This is a genomic window from Mycobacterium sp. OAS707 (assembly GCF_014873705.1).
GTDB lineage: Bacteria > Actinomycetota > Actinomycetes > Mycobacteriales > Mycobacteriaceae > Mycobacterium.
On record NZ_JADBDS010000003.1, the window covers coordinates 1,003,994 to 1,021,620 of the forward strand.

The window sequence follows — 17,627 nt, forward strand, 5'->3', positions numbered from 1 at the left end:
GAGTAGTACTACATCGGTATCAGGGAGCGGTGCTCATGAGTCCGAAACTGGCTGACAGCGTGGTCCGCCACGGCGACGCGATCGATTCGCGCTATCACCCGTCTGCGGCGGTCCGCCGCGGCCTCAACAAGGTGTTCCCGACCCACTGGTCGTTCCTGTTGGGCGAGATCGCGCTGTATTCATTCGTGGTCCTACTGATCACCGGCGTCTACCTGACGCTGTTCTTCGACCCGTCGATGGCTGAGGTCACGTACAACGGCGTGTACCAGCCGCTGCGCGGTGTCGAGATGTCGCGGGCGTATGCGTCGGCGCTGAACATCAGCCTGGAAGTCCGCGGCGGGTTGTTCGTTCGGCAGGTCCACCATTGGGCGGCTTTGATGTTCGCCGCCGCGATCATGGTGCATCTCGCACGGGTCTTCTTCACCGGGGCGTTCCGTCGACCGCGTGAAGCCAACTGGGTGATCGGCTCGCTGCTGTTGATACTTGCGATGTTCGAGGGTTACTTCGGCTACTCCCTGCCCGACGATCTGCTGTCCGGCATCGGGCTTCGTGCTGCGCTGTCGTCCATCACGCTGGGCCTGCCTGTGGTGGGCACCTGGCTGCATTGGGCGCTGTTCGGCGGTGACTTCCCCGGTGACGTCCTGCTGCCGCGGCTGTACGCGCTGCACGTATTGATCATTCCGGGAATCATCTTGGCGCTCATCGGTATTCACCTGGCACTGGTGTGGTTTCAGAAGCACACGCAGTTCCCCGGCCCCGGCCGCACCGAGCGCAACGTCGTCGGCGTGCGCGTCATGCCGGTCTTCGCGGTGAAGTCCGGGGCGTTCTTCGCGATGGTCACCGGCATCCTCGGTCTGATGGGCGGCCTGCTGCAGATCAACCCGATCTGGCAGCTGGGCCCCTACAAACCGGCGCAGGTCTCGGCGGGCAGCCAACCCGACTTCTACATGATGTGGCCGGAAGGACTGATGAGGCTGTGGCCCGCGTGGGAGTTCTACCTTTTCGGCCACACCATCCCCGCTGTCGTGTGGGTCGCCGCGATCATGGGGCTGGTCTTCGCGCTACTGACCGTCTATCCGTGGCTGGAGAAGAGGGCCACCGGCGACAGGTCGCACCACAATCTGCTGCAACGGCCGCGAGATGTGCCGGTGCGCACCGCAATTGGTGCGATGGCGATCGCGTTCTACCTGGTGCTGACGCTGGCGGCGATGAACGACATCATCGCGCTGAAGTTCCACATCTCGCTGAACGCGACGACCTGGATCGGGCGCATCGGCATGGTGGTACTGCCCGCCATCGTCTACTACGTCACCTACCGCTGGTGCATCGCCCTGCAGCGCGGCGACCGGGCGGTGCTCGAGCACGGCATCGAGACCGGGATCATCAAGCGGCTGCCGCACGGCGCCTACATCGAAGTGCACCAGCCGCTGGCGCCAGTGCCGCTGGAATATGCGGGCGCGCCGGTGCCGAAGCGGATGAACAAGCTCGGCTACGCGGGCGCACCGGGTAGCGGAGGGTTGCTGACCGCCGACCCGATCGCCGAACACGAGGCGTTGACGGAAGCGGCACACGTGTCAGAACGCAAGGCGCTCAATGCATTACGCGAACACCAGGATCAAGACAGCGGGCGGTTCTCGCGCACCCCACGGTAGATGCCCCACCGGACGAACAGTGGCATCAGCACCCGGTCGAACGACCACGCCGGGAACGTGAAGGCGCGACCGTTCGGCGCAAAGACCTCCAGCCCGTCGGGTTGGATTCCGATCACCGAACCCCACCGTCGTTTCGGTGGGCGGTAGGCGCGCAGCGGTCGACCCGCGAACTCGGCGCGGATGTTGTGGGCCAGCAGGCCGTCGGCCCTGTTGCGCGCCGAGCTTCGCAGCGGATCCGTCGCCGCCACGTCGCCGATGGCGAACACGCCGGGATGGCCGGGTACGCGCAGCTCGGGAGTCACTCGGACGAAACCGCTTTCGTCGAGCAGCTCAGCAGGCAACCAGTCGGTGTTGGGCCGTACCCGTCCCGTCGCCCACAGGACGGCATCTGCCGACGCCGCCGGCTGCCCGGTGCTCCATCGGACCGGCTCGCTGGTGATCCGGTCACAGTTGAATCCGTCGGGTATCAAGGCGCGATGCCCCGGGTGGAGCACCACACCCGCCTCGCGAAGCCGGTCCTGGATGCGCGCCCACGCCCGGGGGTGATGGCCGACCAACGCGCGGTCGCCGGGGAAGTACAGGTCCACCCGCTTTCCGGGCCAAGACCTCGCGACGTTGGCTGCGCTGCTGACGGCCGCCGCGCCGCCGCCCACCACGATCACCGAACCGGCTGCGGCCAACTGATCGTGGGCGGCGCGCAGGTCGGCGCCGATCTCGTCGGCCGATTGAAAGCTCGGCTGCCGCCAGAAGCCGTTGGTGACTCCCGTCGAGATGACCAGTGCGTCGTATGGCTCGGACGACGTCGAGCCGTCGTCATGGCGCACAAGGACTTTCCGCGCGGCGAGGTCGACCCCGGCCAGGGTGCCGTGCACGGTGCGTACCCTGTCGAGCCCGCGGAACTTGTCGAACGGAATCCAGTTGGCGCGCGCCCACTCATGCGGACGCGACAGTCGCCAGCCCAGCTCCTGTCCGCTGACCAACGCGGGCTTGGCCGAGATTCCGACCACCTCGGCGTGGCGGGCCAACCGGATCGCGGTGAGCACACCGCTGTCGCCAAGACCGGCAATCACGACGCGGCGCAAATCCATGGGGACACGCTGACATACGAAGAGGGGCACCCGCTACCGGGTGCCCCTCTTCAAGTGAGATTCGGTTGGTCAGTGGCTCTGGTGAACGCTGGTGTCGACGTGCGGCACGCTCACCGACGGCTGGATGTCATAGATCCAGTCGTGGTGGATCGAGTCGGCCTGCGCCGGCCCGGCCAAGCCGAGGATCGCGGCGGCCAGTCCACTGGCGGCGATGGTGGCGAATCCGAACTTCTTCATTTTGATGCCTTCTTCTTGTCCGTGTCGGCCGGTCTTGTAACTTCATTGGCCGATCTGACTGGTTAAACCAGGAGGTCAGGGTATTAATTCCGTTGGCAGTAATTGACCGGCGGTTGGCAGGAATCGATCGGTCGCCACCGCACCTTCACCTTTTGGGGCTACGTTGTCCGTCATGACCCCCAGGCTGGTGTCCGTCAACGTCGGCATGCCGAAAGACGTGCCGTGGAACGGTAAGACGGTGCACACCGGCATCTGGAAAACGCCGGTCGAGGGCCCCGTGATGGTGCGCCGCCTCAACATCGACGGCGACGGCCAGGGTGACCTCGGCGGGCACGGTGGCGAACAGCGCGCGGTCATGGTCTACCAGACCGAGTCGTATGACTTCTGGCGCGACTACCTGGGCCGCGACGATCTGGTGCCGGGCAACTTCGGGGAGAACTTCACCGTCAGCGGCCTGGCCGATCGCGACGTCTGCATCGGTGATCGCTACCAGATCGGCGACGCCGAGTTCGAGGTCACCCAGCCGCGCGTCACCTGCTTCCGCGTGGGAATGCGCCTCGGGGTGCCCGAGATGCCCAATCTGCTTGTCTCCCAACATCGGCCGGGCTTCTATTTCCGGGTCATCGCCGAGGGAGTCGTGCGTGCGGGTGACGATATCGTGCTGACCCGCCGGGGGCGTCACGAACTCAGCGTCGCCGACGTCGACGCGCTGTTGTATCTGCCGGACCGGAACACAGAGCTGCTGTCCAAGGCCGTCGACATGCCCGCACTGAGTCCCGGGTGGCAGCAGTCGTTCGGCGACATGCTCGTCGGGCCCGAGAAAACCTCCACCGAGGCGGGATGGGTCGGCTTCCGGCCGTTGCACGTGACGGCCACCCATGCGGAAAGCCCGACAGTGCTGTCGATCCGACTCGAGGCCGACGATGGCGGCGCGCTTCCGGCGCCGCTGCCCGGCCAGTACCTCACGCTGAAGATCCCCGCCGCGGGCGACCCGCCGCCGATGCGCAGCTATTCGCTCTCAGGAGATCCGAGCGCCGGGCACTACCGCATCAGCGTCAAGCGCGAGGAGCACGGTCAGGTCAGCCGCTGGCTGCACAGCCATGCCGCGGCCGGGATGGTCATCGAATGCGCCGCGCCGCGAGGCGATTTCCATCTCCTCGACGAGGACGGCCCCGTCGTGCTGGTGTCGGCCGGCGTCGGCGCCACTCCCGTGATGGCGATGGCACACGCATTGGCGTCGGCGAAGCGGCAGCGCCAGGTTTGGTGGCTGCACACCACACAGAGCGCGGCGACATACGCGTTCGCCGCCGAGATCGCCGGCCTGCTCGACACCTTGCCCGGCGCACACCAGCACGTCTTCTACACGCGCGACGGTGACGCATCATCGCGCCTGGACGGCCGCTCGATCGCCGCGCTGGGTCTGCCGACCGACGCGACGGCATACCTCTGCGGTCCCGCCGCTTTCATGGCCGACGTCCGCGACGCACTCGCCTCGGCCGGACTGGACCCGACGCATATTCACACCGAACTGTTCGGAGCGCTACCGCCGATCAATCCCGGCGTCGTCGGCGCAGTCGCCCCGCCCCGGCCACACCCACCGGCCGGCCGACCGGGCGCGGGACCGCAAGTCACCTTCGCCCGAAGCGGACTCAGCGTCGACTGGTCGCCCGCCTTCCACACGCTGCTCGAATTCGCCGAGGCCTGCGATGTGCCGACCCGGTATTCCTGCCGCAGCGGCGTGTGCCATACCTGTGCCACCGCGGTGATCGAGGGCACGACCGACTATCTCGAGCCGCCGTTGGAGGAGCCCACCGACGGCACGGTGCTGTTGTGCACTGCCACGCCGCACACCGATCTCGTCCTCGATCTCTGACCCAGAATCGACGGGACTACGGTGAATCAGGTGCCGTCCCGACGCCTTGATCCGCCCGCCGGGCCCCTGCTGGCCGAGGACGACGGCGCGCTGTTGCACGTGCGCGGTATCCGATACGCGCGGGCCGCCCGCTTCGCTGCGCCGCAGCCTCTTGCCCCGTGGTCCGATGTCCTCGACGCCACCGCACGCGGCCCGGCGTGTCCGCAGCTGTCATCGCGGTTGGAGTGGGTCACCGGTCCGGTGGTCGAGGGGCTCGCGATGAGTGAAGACTGCCAAGTCCTGTCGGTGACGGCGCCAAGCGATGCGGACGCCTTGCCCGTCATGGTCTGGCTGCACGGCGGCGCCTACGTGTCCGGCGGAGGCGAGGCACCGAAGTACGACGCCGACGAACTCGCCAACACCGGTCGCGTCGTCGTGGTCAGGGTCAGCTACCGGCTCGGCGTACTTGGCTACCTCAGCCCGAGTGGGGTCGACAATCTCGGGCTGCGCGACCAGATCCTTGCGCTGCAATGGGTGCACGACAACATCGCCGCGTTCGGCGGCGACCCAGACCGGGTGACCGTCTTCGGCCAGTCCGCCGGGGGCGACTCGGTGTTCTCACTGATGCTGTGCGAGCAGGCGGTTGGGTTGTTTCGCCGGGCGATCATGCAGAGCGCGCCGCTCGGGATCCGCAGTGGCCGCGACGCGATGACGGCCGCGATGCGCACGGCGGCGAAGTCCGTCACCACCGGTGAAGTGCTGGATGCCCAGACCGCAGCCGCTGCGGCCGCCGCACGCTTCGGAGTGGTCAGCGGCATGCCGTTCGGCCCGATCATGGGGCTCGATCCGCTGCCCGCGGAGTCCGAAGTCGACGAGCGGTTGGCCGACGCCGCGAAACGCATCGAGCTGCTCGTCGGCTACACCCGCAACGACGGCGCTCCGTTCGCGGCGATGAATGCCCGTGTCGCACGGCTGAAACGCTTTGGCGCGCTTGGCCGTATCGCCGAGCGGGTCGCAGCGGCCGCGATGACGCAGCGCGCGTTCGGTAGGAGTGCGCGCCGACTCGCCCGGCAGTGGCATGAGTACGGCGGCCGCAGTGCGACGTTCCGCGTTGACTGGTCGCCCTCCGAGATGGGGGCCTGTCACTGCATCGAGTTGCCGCTGTTGTTCGACCCGGCGCAATGGGTCGATGCGCCGATGCTCGGTGGCCGCCCTATTGACGAACGACTCGCGAAGGCCATGCGCCGCAACTGGACCGGCTTCGCACACAACGGAATCAGCGGGCTTGATTCGTCGACGCTCCGGTTCGGGTGACACGGATCGACGGAATTCGCGCCAAGCTTTGTCCCACAACGCAATAACGCTCAGTCAGCTCGGCAAGCTTGGCCAAGGTCGAGTCGTCGGCATCGGTCTGCAACTCGGCGACGATACTTATGTCCTGCACGCCTATCGGTACGTCACGGTCGATGCCGAGCGTGCCGCGGGCGTCGAACATGCCGGTAGCGCGCAGCTCGGCGCCGCTGATGTCGACACCCATTGCGGTGGCCACGCTGCGCATCGTGACGCCTGCGCAGGCCAGCAGGGCCTGCAGCAACATGTCGCCGGAGCAGGCGTCCTCGCCGTCACCGCCGGTGGCCGGATGCAGGCCCGCGCGGGCAGGCCCTGACCATGTCTGAACTAACGCCGTCACGCCGTCGGTCTCGAAGGAGGCCTCGGCCGTCAGTGGAGTGCGTGAGCTGCCCGGGTCGTCCCGATACCGCCGCTTGAGCGGCGCCTGCAAATCCCTGAGAGCGGCTGCGTCCATTCGGTCATCATGGCAGTCGATCAAGGTGTGATGGCGTCGATTGCCCGGTATATCCGCTGCTCGCTGACCGGCCGCGCGGTGCCGAGCTGTTGAGCCCACAGGCTGACTCGCAGCTCCTCGATCATCCACCCGATGTCGCGCACATCCTCGGCGGTGGCGCGGGCTGGCGAAAGCGCTTGCCGCAGTTCGTCATACGCGTCCTCTACCGCGTGCACCCGCTGCATGCGCTCGCTGTCGCCTGCGGCGTCGCGCGGCAACCGCTCGAGTCGGCGGCCGATCGCGGTGAGATACCGGGTGAGATCGCCGAGACGCGCGGCGCCCGTCGCGGTGACGAACCCCTTCGGCAACAAGCGATCGAGTTGCGCCCGGATGTCAGCGACGGCGTCGGCCTGCGCGGCGGACGGCTGAGCCGGCAATGCGACCTCCACCTCGTGCACGGCGGCGAGCACCTTCTCCACACGCCCGACGATGTCGAGCGACGTCGCCGTCAGCGCGTCCCGCACACGACCCCGCACCGCTTCGAACTCCGCACGGCTCCACACCGGCGTCGGAGCCAACACGGCCACCGCGGCATCCGCGCAGTCCTCCAGCAGCGCGGCCAACGAACCGTCGGGATTCGCGCCGAGCACCAGGCGGGTACGCGGATTCAACTGCCGTTCAATCGCTTTCACAGGAGACGCGGCGGTAAGGCGCAGCAGGCGCCGAACACCGGACGCCATCGCGGCGCCCTGCTCAGCCGTCGTGGCGAACACCCGCACATCCACCGCGCCGCCCGCATCGACGAATGCCGGGAAACCCCGCACGGTGTGCCCACCGCTGACCCGTTCGACGGCGCGCGGCAACTCGTCGAGATCGTCGGGCCAACCGCGCAGCCCACGTCGCTGGAGTCCGTCGGCGACCGCTTCTGCGACGGCTTGCCGCACGGGAGCGGCCAGTCTCTCCTGCAACGCCGCCAGGTCCTTGCCGCGCGCCACCTCGGCGCCGTCCGAAGACTCGACGGCGAACGTGACCCGCAGGTGCGACGGCAACTTGTCCAGGTCGAAGGCGTCGATCGGAACCAGCACACCTGTGCGCCGCTGCAAAACCCGCTGCAGTGACTGCAGCAGCGGTTCGTCGCCCGGCTCGAGCGTGGTCAGCACCGCCCTCGCCGTGTCGGGGGCGGGAACGAAGTTGCGGCGCAGGTCTTTTGGCAGCGAGCGAATCAGCGCGGTGATGAGCTCTTCGCGCAGCGCGGGAACATGCCATGCGAACGCCTCGCCGCCAAGGCGCGCAAGCACTTCGACCGGTACATGCACCGTGATGCCGTCATCCTCGGCGCCTGGCTCGAATTTATAGGTCACCGGAAGCGACAGGTCACCGGCCTGCCAGGTGTCCGGCCTATCGGTGGCGGCCTCCTCGGTGCGCAGCAGATCGTCACGGGTGAACGTCAGCAGCGCCGGCGTACGGTGCCGCTGCTTTTTCCACCACGCGTCGAAGTGCCGCGCGGAGACGACATCGGCCGAGATCCTGGCGTCGTAGAAGGCGTAGATGTCGTCGTCGCCGACGATGAGGTCGCGACGGCGGGCGCGTTCCTCGATCTCCTCCAATTCCTCACGGAGCCGGGCGTTGTCGCGGAGGAAGTGGTGGCGGGTCTGCCAGTCGCCCTCGACAAGCGCGTGCCGGATGAACAGCTCACGGGCCAGCTCAGGTTCGATCTGCGCGTAATTGATCCGCCTGCGGGCCACCAGCGGCAGCCCGTAGAGCGTCACCCGTTCGAAGGCCATCACCGCGCCGCGCTGCGCGTCCCAGTGCGGTTCGCTATAGCTGCGCTGCACCAGATGTTCGGCGAGGCGTTCGATGCCTTCCGGTTCGATGCGCGCCGCGATCCTGCCGTAGAGCCTGCTGGTTTCGACGAGCTCGGCGACCACGACCCAGCTTGGCGGCCGCTTGGTGAGGACCGAGCCGGGGGCGAGGACGAATCGCGTGTTCCGTGCGCCCGTGTACTCGCGGGAATCGCCCTCCCTCAGTCCGAGGTGCGAAAGCAGCCCTGCGGTCAGCGCGGCGTGGATGCTGGCGGGTGAGGCGTCCTCGTCCGACTCCCGGATGCCGATGTCACGGGCGATGCTGCGCAGCTGCCCGGTGAGATCCTGCCACTCGCGGATGCGCAGGTAGTGCAGGAACTCCTCGCGGCACATCCGACGAAATGCGTTGCCGGAGCGTTCTTTTCGTTGCTCGCGCAGGTAGCGCCACAGGTTCAGGTACGAGATGAAGTCCGAGCGCTCGTCGGCGAACCGCGCGTGTTTCTGCCGCGCCGCCTCCTCGCGATCGGCAGGCCGCTCGCGTGGGTCCGGAATGGACAGCGCCGCGGCCAGCACCAGCACCTCACGCACACAGCCCTCGGTGTCGGCTTGCAGGATCATCCTGCCGATCCGCGGGTCGAGCGGCAGCCGCGCGAGCCTGCGTCCGACCTCCGTGATCGACCCGTCCCGGTCGAAGGCACCCAATTCCTGCAGCAGCAGCACCCCGTCGCGGATGCTGCGCTTATCCGGCGGATCGAGGAAACCGAACTTCTCGACCTCGCCCAGCCCCAAGGCGGCCATCTGCAGGATCACCGCAGCAAGGTTGGTGCGCAGGATCTCGGGATCGGTGAACCGCGGCCGTGACGCGAAGTCCTCTTCGGAGTACAGCCGGATGCACACACCGGGCGCGACGCGACCCGAGCGCCCAGCCCGCTGTGCGGCGGACGCCTGCGAGATCGGTTCGATCGGCAGCCGCTGCACCTTCGTCCTGCGGCTGTAGCGCGAGATCCGCGCGGTGCCGGGATCCACGACGTAGCGGATGCCGGGCACCGTCAGCGACGTCTCGGCGACGTTGGTCGCGAGCACCACGCGCCTGCCGGTGTGCGGCGCAAAAACCTTCTGCTGCTCGGCCGTCGGTAACCGGGCATACAGCGGCAGCACTTCGGTGGTCTTCAGATCTCGCAATGCGTCTGCGGTGTCGCGGATTTCGCGTTCGCCGGACAGGAACACCAGCACGTCGCCGGGCGGCTCCTTCTCGAGCTCGTTGACGGCGTCGACGATCGCCTCGGTCTGATCCCGCATCTCGGTGCGAATCACGTCATGGTCAGGATCGTCGGGATCCTCGTCGCTGTCGTCGGTCCGAACGGCGACTTCCAGTGGGCGATAACGGATTTCAACTGGATAGGTTCTACCGGACACCTCGACGATGGGCGCTTGACCGAAGTGTGCCGCGAACCGCTCTGGTTCGATGGTGGCCGACGTGACGATCACCTTGAGGTCGGGCCTGCGCGGCAGCAGCTCGCGTAGATACCCGAGCAGGAAATCGATGTTGAGGCTGCGCTCGTGCGCCTCGTCGAGAATCAGTGTGTCGTAGCGCAACAGCCGCCGGTCACGCTGGATCTCCGCCAGCAGGATGCCATCGGTCATGAGCTTCACCAATGTGCGGTCGCTGGCCTGGTCGGTGAATCGGACCGTGTAGCCGACGGCGTCGCCGAGCGGCGTGCCGAGTTCGTCGGCGATGCGCTGGCCGACGGTGCGGGCGGCGAGCCGGCGCGGCTGCGTGTGCCCGATGGTGCCGCGAATGCCACGGCCCAACTCCAGGCAGATCTTCGGCAGCTGAGTCGTCTTGCCCGAGCCGGTCTCACCTGCGACGACCACCACTTGGTTGTTGGCGATCGCCGCGGCGATCTCGTCACGCCGATCGCTGACCGGCAGATCCGGGTAGGTGATCTCAGGAACGGCCGCCAGTCGGGTGGCGACCAACGCCTCGGCTGCGGCGAACTGCTCGACGATCTGCTGCAGCTTCTCGGGGCCGACCCGGCCCCGCATGTTCTTCAGACGACGACCGAGCCGGGCGGCGTCGCGGATTGTCAGGCCGTCGAGGCGCTTTCGTAGCTCGGAGACAGACGGCTCGGACACTGACGGCCAGGCTAGCCCTTGTCCGGTGACCAGTAGTCGAGCATCTCCGCGAACGTCTCGAACGCGGGCGCCGACGCGCCGTAGGCCGCCTCGAGGTGGATGCTCAGCGGGAAGCCGAGGTCGGCGACGCCGTCGATGACGCGCTTGTACAGGTCGATCATCAGCTTGCGTTTCTGCGCCGGGTCGGTCTCGGCCAGCTGCGTGACGAATGCCTGCTCGTCGGCAACTGCCGGATTGCCGGGATCCTGAATCAGCCAGTTGATCAACCCGATTCGCGTCTCGACCTTCGGTACGAACCCGAACGACAGCAGGATCTCGGGGCGGTGGTCGGTGGTCTTCGCGAACTCGGTCAGGAACCCGACGATCGCGTCGGAGTACAGCAGCTGGGTCATGCCATATGTCGCGCCCTGGCCGCACTTGAAGTTGAACCGGCCGTGTTCTCCCTCACGGGTGGGGATCAGGATCGCGCCGCGGTTGGGCACGAGCTGGTCGTAGAGAGACAGCGCATCGGTGGGCGCGACGCCGGACCCCTCGCCGTCGCTCATTGTGCGCGGCACGCCGACGAACGCGATGCCGTCGAAGCCCGCGTCGCGCAGATCGGTCAGCCGGTGACGCAGCGAGTCCTCGTCCATGAACGCGGTGACCTGCGTGCACAGCCCCTTCATCCCCGGCAACTCACCCTTGATGAGGTTCCAGAAGTCCAGCACGTCCAGGCGGGGCTTCATCTCGACGGGACGGTCGTCGTCCTCTTCGATCATGCCCGGGATCATCACGTGTCCGATGCGGCCGTCGATGCCGGTTTCCTTGGAAAACCGCAGCACCTTGCGCGCTTCGTCCACGGCCTGCTCGGGACCGAGGTCGGCATTCGGCGGGACCAACTCGAACGCGACGGTGTTGAGGGTCAAGAGGTTGCTCCTCATTGCATGACTGCTCCGACCGGAAGACGACGATGACCGCCGGGGAGGACCAGATTTCACTGTTGCGATCGAGATTAGCGACTGACCGGTAGCCGATGCTCGCCCCCCACGACGCGAGTGGCAGCTATTGATTCCCCCGTCGCGATCCTGCCACGGCTGGTAGAGATCCTGCCAACGGGATGACCGCCGTCTACCTGGGCGTTTCACCCAGCAGACGGGAAACGCCGATTCGACGGCACTCCCCCAAGACCGCCGAAGGAGGCGCCCCACATGAAGAAGATCACCTTTGCCACCGGGGTCTCGACCGCGCTGGCGGCACTGGCTATCGCACTGGCAGGCCCGGCCGCATCGGATGCAGGCAGCGGCTCGAATGTTCCAAAGCCCGCTCCCGTGTATCCGCAGTCGAGTTTCGGTGGCGCGAACCCGTACACGCCATACGGCGTCGACCCCTACGTCCCTTACGGGGTGTGGTCGCAGCACTGAGCGGCTAGAGGTTGGCGAGTACCTTCGTCAGCCCGTCTTCCACGGTCGCGGGCGGGGACCCGGCGGTGACGTAGGCGATCATGACCGTCGGTCCCTGCGCGTAGGTATAACCCTCGGCCGTCAACGGAACATTGAAGTGCGTCAGCACATCTTCGCCGAGCCGCTGGGATTCGCTTGGCAGGCCGACGCCGTCGCGCGTCTTGGCTGACAAGGTCTCCAGATACTTGTGGACGTACGCATCACCATTGCCCGATTTGACTTGGCCCGCAAGCACTCTGAGCACCGGGATGCCGTTCTGGCTCACGACGCCTGCCGTTAGATCGTCGAACTCCTGACTCGCGACCGTGGGGTCGACATCCGCCGGGCGTATTTCCGTGACGGTGAAGCCGGGAAGTTCGGAGAACGGCGACGCCGGTCCTGCTGAGGCGGTCGTCGTCGACGCGCACGCGGCGCACGTCGCGACGACGGCGGCCACGAACGTCGCAGCCTTGATCCGCGTGGCATGAGGCACAATTGGCAGCATCCGATGAGGGCCTTGGAAGATTCTTGGCGTTCCGCGGCCGGCTGCCTGGCTGCGCTGATCATGCTGACGGCGTGCGGTGCGAAAGGCACCACGCCGGCGACCACGAGCACGGCGGCGACGCGCTCTGTTGCCGAAACCACGGCTACCTCCGTGGCCGCAGAGGGCCCGCAACTCAAGAAGTGGATCGACCTGCAGGTCGGCGATTGTCTGGCCGATCCGCCGCCGGTCGACCCGGGCGTTGTGATGGTGTCGGTCGTCGACTGCGCGATACCGCATGCCGCCGAGGTATACCTGCGCACCGACGTCGAGGTCAACGCCGCGGTCGCCGACGTCGCCGATCGGCAGTGCAACGCGGGACTCACGCAATACAGCGGCGGCGGGCCGTTCGCGATGACCTACCTGATCGACTCCAACCAGGACCGGACGTCGGCCGACCCGCTGCCGAGCACCGTGATCTGCCTGCTTCAGGCGTCAAACGGGGGACCGCTGACAGGGTCGGCCCACCGCTAGGCCGAAACGCATTGCATCACAACGACTGCGCATCCGTAACCTGGATGAGTGAGCCTTGCACCGAAAGCCGCCGTCGTGCTGGACGACCGGTTCGTCCGCGCGCTGCCGGAGATGGCGGTGCAGTGGCAGGCCGATGCGCCGCCCGATCCGCGGCTGTTGGTGCTGAACACGCCACTTGCCGCCGACCTGGGGCTGGACGCCGACTGGTTACAGAGTCCCGACGGGCTGCGCTTCCTGGTCGGCGCCGCGGTGCCCGACGGCGCCACGCCCGTCGCGCAGGCATATGCGGGCCATCAGTTCGGCGGATTCGTGCCACGCCTCGGTGACGGTCGGGCGCTGTTACTCGGTGAGCTCACCGGCACCGAAGGCGGCATCCGCGATCTGCACCTCAAGGGCTCGGGGCGCACGCCGTTCGCCCGGGGCGGCGACGGCCTTGCTGCGGTCGGCCCGATGCTGCGCGAGTACGTCATCAGCGAGGCGATGCACGCGCTCGGCATTCCCACCACCCGCTCGTTGGCTGTCGTGGCGACGGGTCGCACCGTGATCCGCGAGACGCCGTTGCCCGGCGCGGTGCTCGCGCGGGTCGCGAGCAGCCATCTGCGGGTCGGCAGTTTTCAGTACGCGGCAACAGCGGGCGACACCGACCTGGTTCGTCGGCTCGCCGACCACGCCATCGTCCGCCACCACCCTGGCGCGGCTGCAGCGGACAACCCTTACCGCGCGCTGTTCGAGGCCGTCGTCGCCGCGCAGGCGTCGCTGGTGGCGCAGTGGATGCTCGTCGGGTTCGTGCACGGGGTGATGAACACCGACAACATGACGATCTCCGGCGAGACCATCGATTACGGCCCGTGCGCGTTCATGGAGGCCTACGACCCTGCGACGGTGTTCAGCTCGATCGATTCCTGGGGCCGATACGCATACGGACAACAGCCGGCGGTGGCCGCGTGGAACCTGGCCAGGTTCGCCGAGACCTTGCTGCCGCTGTTCTCCGACGATCCCGACCAGGCGCTCACCCTTGCCCAGGAGTCACTCGACGGGTTCCGCCGCGAGTACGTCGCCGCATACACCTCGGGCATGCGCGCCAAGCTCGGCCTACGCGGTGACGACGACATCACGGGTTTGATCACCGAACTGCTCGAGCATCTCGAGCAGAGCCATGTCGATCACACGTCGTTCTACCGAGCCCTCGGCCTTTCTGCGCGCGGTGACGACGAACCGGCGCGCGGGTTGTTCGTGGACCTGGCCGGGTTCGACGGGTGGCTGGCGCGGTGGCGCGCACTGGATCCGGATCCCGATGCGATGGATCGGGTCAACCCGGTGTACATCCCGCGCAACCACTTGGTCGAGGAAGCGCTGGCGGCGGCGACCGACGGCGACCTCGATCCACTGTCGCGGCTACTCACAGCGGTCACCGCGCCGTATGACGAACGGCAAGGGCTCGATCGCTACGCCGAGCCTGCGCCCGACGACTTCGGCTCCTACCGAACCTTCTGCGGTACCTAGTAGTGGTAGGTGTCCGACGGCGCGGGCATGTGCACGGGCTCGTCCTCGAAGTGCGACGCCTCGATGCCGTATGAGCGAGCGAGCTCGAGGATCTTGGTGGCCCGCGCGATGCGCGGCAGGTCCGAGCCGTTGCGAATCTCACCGCCGTCGCGCTCGAACTCGGCGAAAAACTCCTTCGCCCAAGCGATTTCTTCCTGCGACGGGGACAGTCCCTCGTTGACGACGGCACACTGATCCGGGTTGAGGCAGATCTTGCCGGTCATCCCGAACTCCACCGACACGGCGGTTGCCTCGATCAGCTTGAGCGGATTCGAGCCGATGGTCGGGCCGTCGATCGCGCTCGGGAGATGGGCCGCCTTGGCGGCGATCGTGAACCGCGAGCGCGTGTACGCCAGCGTCGCGGGGTCGTCGCCGAAGCCGGTGTCACGGCGGAAATCGCCGATGCCGAACGCCAGCCGGAACGTGCCCTTGGCCGCCGCGATCTCGGTGATGCGTTCGAGCCCGCGCGCCGTTTCCACGAGCGCCACGATCGGCACGTTCGGCAGCCGCTTGGCGGTCTCGGTGACGTGGTCGACGGACTCGACCATCGCCAGCATCACACCGCCGATGGAGGTGCCGGCCAGGGTCTTGAGGTCGTCGGCCCACCAGGGTGTGCCGAACCCGTTGATGCGCACCCAGTCGGAGTTGCCTGCTTCCAGCCACTGCACCACGTTGTCGCGGGCGGCCGCCTTGTCCTTCGGAGCCACCGCATCCTCGATATCGAGGACGACGATGTCGGCGCGTGAGTGCGCCGCTGCCTGAAACCGGTCTGCCTGCGCGCCGTTTACCAGCAGCCAGCTCCTGGCGAGCACCGGGTCGATGCGCGAGCCGATGTCGGCCGGATCGGGCGCGTTGGTGGTGACCTGTTCAGACATGTCTAAACGGTAGCGACCTGGCAATCGGGCAGCGCAAGGTGGTAAACCTCCGGCATGGCTGAGCGCGTCACGTTTGCAAGCTCGACGGGACCGAGCTTGGCGGGAATCATCGATCGGCCTGCCGGCGAGCCGCGCGGCTGGGGAGTCTTCTCGCACGGATTCACGCTCGGCAAGGACTCGCCCGCGGCGGCTCGCATCTGTAAGCAGCTCGCCGAGGACGGCATCGGCATGCTGCGCTTCGACGCGCTCGGCTTGGGCGACTCGGAGGGTGACTGGGGCGACGGCTCGTTCACCGTGAAGGTCAACGACGTCGTCCGGGCTTGCGAATTCATGGCCGAGCAGGAGACGCCCGCCGACATCCTCGTCGGGCACTCCTTCGGGGGTGCGGCGGTGATCGCAGCGGCGCGACAGTCACCCGGAGTGCGGGCCGTCGCCACCATCGGGGCGCCGATGGACCCCTCCCACGCCGAGCACCACTACGACGCCGTCGTCGACCGGGTGCTGTCCGAGGGCAGCGCAGAGTGGATGGTCGGCGGGCGTTGTCTCACGCTCAAAAGGGCTTTCGTCGAAGACGTGCGGGCAGCGGCCCTGCACGACAAGATTCGCGGTCTGAAACTGCCGCTGCTGATCCTGCACTCACCGACCGACAACACTGTGGGCATTGCCAATGCCAGCGAGATCTTCCGTACCGCACGCCATCCCCGCAGCTTCGTCTCACTCGAGGGTTCTGAGCATCTGCTGACCGGCCCGGGGCAGGCGCGTCGCGCGGCTCGCATAATCGGCGCGTGGGCCGATCCTTACCTAAAATAGGGTTTCGTAATCAGCACCACCGGGTACCCACGTGCGTCATTTGTGGAGCGACAGTCGGGAGTCAAGGTGAGCTTCATCGGTCGGATCTTCGGTACTGCGGTCGTCGTGACTTCGGCGCTGTTGGGCACTGCCGTCACCAGCCCAAGCGCTTCTGCTGATCCTTGTCCGGACGTCGAGGTCATTTTCGCCCGCGGCACTTTCGAGCCCGCAGGCGTTGGCGTGACGGGGCAGGCATTCGTCGACGCGCTGCGCGACCAGCTCGGCGGCAAGTCGATGGAGGTGTACGCGGTCAACTATCCGGCGTCGCTCGATTTCGCAACGGCGGCCGACGGTGTGATCGATACGAGCAACAGGGTCCGCGACATGGCCGCGCGGTGCCCGAACACCAAGATGGTGCTCGGTGGCTACTCGCAAGGCGCAGCCGTCGTGGCATATACCACCGAAGACGCTGTGCCCAACGGCTTTACCCTTCCCGAGGGCATCACGGGACCGATGGCTCCGGACGTGGCCAAGCACGTCGCCGCCGTGGTGCTGTTCGGCAAGCCCTCGAGCGGGTTCCTTCAGATGATCTACACCGGTGCCCCGCCGATCACGGTCGGCAAGCTGTACACCGGCAAGACCCTCGATCTGTGCATCCCGGAGGACAACGTCTGCTCGCCTGGCGGCACCGACAACGGCGCACACAACCTCTATTCGGTGAACGGCATGGCGAACCAGGCCGCGTCCTATGCGATGGAACGGCTTTCGTCCAATGGGTCGAGGACGTAGCGGGTACCTAACCGTCGAGCTCACCGATGATTCCGCGCTCGATAGCGGAGCGGGCGCGCTGCGGTAGCACGATCAGGCCGTCGAGTTCGCGAGAGGCAACGGCGTAGGCGCGTTCGCGCTCCTGCCGCGTCGCGCCGCTGTCGACCGCCATCCGCAAGGCGCTGCGCGCGCGGGAAAGGCGCTGCTGCTCTGCTTTCGTGAAATCGTTGCGCCGCTTGCGTATTGCCTCGGTTTCTGCGATGTCGAACGCGGTCACGTAATTCTCAACCGCGTCCAGGTACTGGCGCGCGGCGTCGCTGTCTGAAAGAAGGTCCTCGACGTTGCCCGGCCGCAGCAGGTCGGCTCGCAACTTGGCCCGGTGGAAGCGCTCGGTCAGCGGGTTGCGCATGTCGGTCATCAGCGGAAAGTCGAGCAGTTTGCCGATGTCGAGTTCATAGTCCAACCACCGGGTGTCCGTTCGGTCATGCTCCTTGATCGTCCGCGCGATGGCGCGCGCTTGCGCCGCCTGGCTCTCCGGGGCCGGCTGGTGGCCGACGCGCGCGGCGGAGAACGCCTTCACACCGCCGACAACCAGGCCGACCACCGGAACAACGATGATCAGCAACTCGACGAGACGGACGAGAAGCAGCCCCATCAAGCCAGGATGCCA

Annotated in this window: 16 protein-coding genes; 8 read left to right on the top strand and 8 right to left on the bottom strand. The window is 67.1% G+C overall.

Going from position 1 to position 17,627, the window contains the following annotated elements; translation table 11 throughout:
* The first annotated feature begins 35 nt into the window (after positions 1 to 35).
* Entirely contained in the window at positions 36 to 1,652 is a 1,617-nt protein-coding gene (locus GGC64_RS23165; RefSeq protein WP_192724839.1) for a cytochrome bc complex cytochrome b subunit, read from the top strand.
* Here GGC64_RS23165 and GGC64_RS23170 read toward each other — a convergent pair.
* Positions 1,616 to 2,740: an FAD-dependent oxidoreductase gene (locus GGC64_RS23170; RefSeq protein ID WP_192724840.1), complete on the bottom strand. Its 1,125-nt coding sequence runs from the start codon at positions 2,738 to 2,740 to the stop codon at positions 1,616 to 1,618. The two genes, GGC64_RS23165 and GGC64_RS23170, sit on opposite strands and share 37 nt — an antisense overlap.
* 69 nt (positions 2,741 to 2,809) lie before the next feature.
* Positions 2,810 to 2,977 (bottom strand): hypothetical protein, encoded by a 168-nt coding sequence (locus GGC64_RS23175; protein ID WP_192724841.1) that lies wholly within the window; start codon positions 2,975 to 2,977, stop codon positions 2,810 to 2,812.
* Between the two features lie 172 nt (positions 2,978 to 3,149).
* Between GGC64_RS23175 and GGC64_RS23180 the strand changes: the two genes are divergently transcribed.
* Both GGC64_RS23180 and GGC64_RS23185 read left to right on the top strand, forming a co-directional pair.
* The gene (locus GGC64_RS23180) at positions 3,150 to 4,850 is read left to right on the top strand and encodes an MOSC domain-containing protein (protein WP_192724842.1); all 1,701 of its coding nucleotides are present in this window, start codon (positions 3,150 to 3,152) and stop codon (positions 4,848 to 4,850) included.
* A 30-nt stretch (positions 4,851 to 4,880) separates the two neighbouring features.
* A complete protein-coding gene (locus GGC64_RS23185) occupies positions 4,881 to 6,143 on the top strand; it encodes a carboxylesterase family protein (protein ID WP_192724843.1) in 1,263 nt (420 codons plus the stop codon).
* Here GGC64_RS23185 and GGC64_RS23190 read toward each other — a convergent pair.
* Genes GGC64_RS23190 through GGC64_RS23200 form a run of 3 tightly spaced genes read right to left on the bottom strand, consistent with a single transcriptional unit; the run spans position 6,106 to position 11,455 of the window.
* Positions 6,106 to 6,633 (bottom strand): OsmC family protein, encoded by a 528-nt coding sequence (locus GGC64_RS23190; protein WP_192724844.1) that lies wholly within the window; start codon positions 6,631 to 6,633, stop codon positions 6,106 to 6,108. The genes GGC64_RS23185 and GGC64_RS23190 overlap by 38 nt on opposite strands.
* A gap of 20 nt (positions 6,634 to 6,653) precedes the next feature.
* The gene (hrpA, locus tag GGC64_RS23195) at positions 6,654 to 10,550 is read right to left on the bottom strand and encodes an ATP-dependent RNA helicase HrpA (protein ID WP_192724845.1); all 3,897 of its coding nucleotides are present in this window, start codon (positions 10,548 to 10,550) and stop codon (positions 6,654 to 6,656) included.
* A gap of 11 nt (positions 10,551 to 10,561) precedes the next feature.
* Positions 10,562 to 11,455, bottom strand: coding sequence for a mycobacterial-type methylenetetrahydrofolate reductase (locus GGC64_RS23200; protein ID WP_192725256.1), 894 nt, complete (start codon positions 11,453 to 11,455; stop codon positions 10,562 to 10,564).
* Positions 11,456 to 11,737: 282 nt separating this feature from the next.
* Here GGC64_RS23200 and GGC64_RS23205 point away from each other — a divergent pair, with 282 nt between their 5' ends.
* Positions 11,738 to 11,950: a hypothetical protein gene (locus GGC64_RS23205; RefSeq protein WP_192724846.1), complete on the top strand. Its 213-nt coding sequence runs from the start codon at positions 11,738 to 11,740 to the stop codon at positions 11,948 to 11,950.
* Positions 11,951 to 11,954: 4 nt separating this feature from the next.
* Here the strand turns inward: GGC64_RS23205 and GGC64_RS23210 are convergent, their stop codons facing one another.
* Positions 11,955 to 12,461: a hypothetical protein gene (locus GGC64_RS23210; protein WP_192724847.1), complete on the bottom strand. Its 507-nt coding sequence runs from the start codon at positions 12,459 to 12,461 to the stop codon at positions 11,955 to 11,957.
* A 15-nt stretch (positions 12,462 to 12,476) separates the two neighbouring features.
* Here GGC64_RS23210 and GGC64_RS23215 point away from each other — a divergent pair, with 15 nt between their 5' ends.
* A complete protein-coding gene (locus GGC64_RS23215; RefSeq protein WP_192724848.1) occupies positions 12,477 to 12,983 on the top strand; it encodes a hypothetical protein in 507 nt (168 codons plus the stop codon).
* 111 nt (positions 12,984 to 13,094) lie between these two features.
* Positions 13,095 to 14,486, top strand: coding sequence for a YdiU family protein (locus tag GGC64_RS23220; RefSeq protein ID WP_255528968.1), 1,392 nt, complete (start codon positions 13,095 to 13,097; stop codon positions 14,484 to 14,486).
* On the opposite strand, the gene GGC64_RS23225 is transcribed toward GGC64_RS23220, so the two are convergent.
* A complete protein-coding gene (locus GGC64_RS23225; RefSeq protein WP_192724850.1) occupies positions 14,483 to 15,400 on the bottom strand; it encodes a CoA ester lyase in 918 nt (305 codons plus the stop codon). The genes GGC64_RS23220 and GGC64_RS23225 overlap by 4 nt on opposite strands.
* 54 nt (positions 15,401 to 15,454) lie before the next feature.
* Here GGC64_RS23225 and GGC64_RS23230 point away from each other — a divergent pair, with 54 nt between their 5' ends.
* The gene (locus GGC64_RS23230) at positions 15,455 to 16,210 is read left to right on the top strand and encodes a S9 family peptidase (protein ID WP_192724851.1); all 756 of its coding nucleotides are present in this window, start codon (positions 15,455 to 15,457) and stop codon (positions 16,208 to 16,210) included.
* 66 nt (positions 16,211 to 16,276) lie between these two features.
* Complete coding sequence (locus tag GGC64_RS23235) at positions 16,277 to 16,978, top strand: cutinase family protein (RefSeq protein ID WP_192724852.1); 702 nt, start codon at positions 16,277 to 16,279, stop codon at positions 16,976 to 16,978.
* 7 nt (positions 16,979 to 16,985) lie between these two features.
* Here the strand turns inward: GGC64_RS23235 and GGC64_RS23240 are convergent, their stop codons facing one another.
* The gene (locus GGC64_RS23240) at positions 16,986 to 17,612 is read right to left on the bottom strand and encodes a hypothetical protein (protein WP_192724853.1); all 627 of its coding nucleotides are present in this window, start codon (positions 17,610 to 17,612) and stop codon (positions 16,986 to 16,988) included.
* Positions 17,613 to 17,627 lie beyond the last annotated feature (15 nt).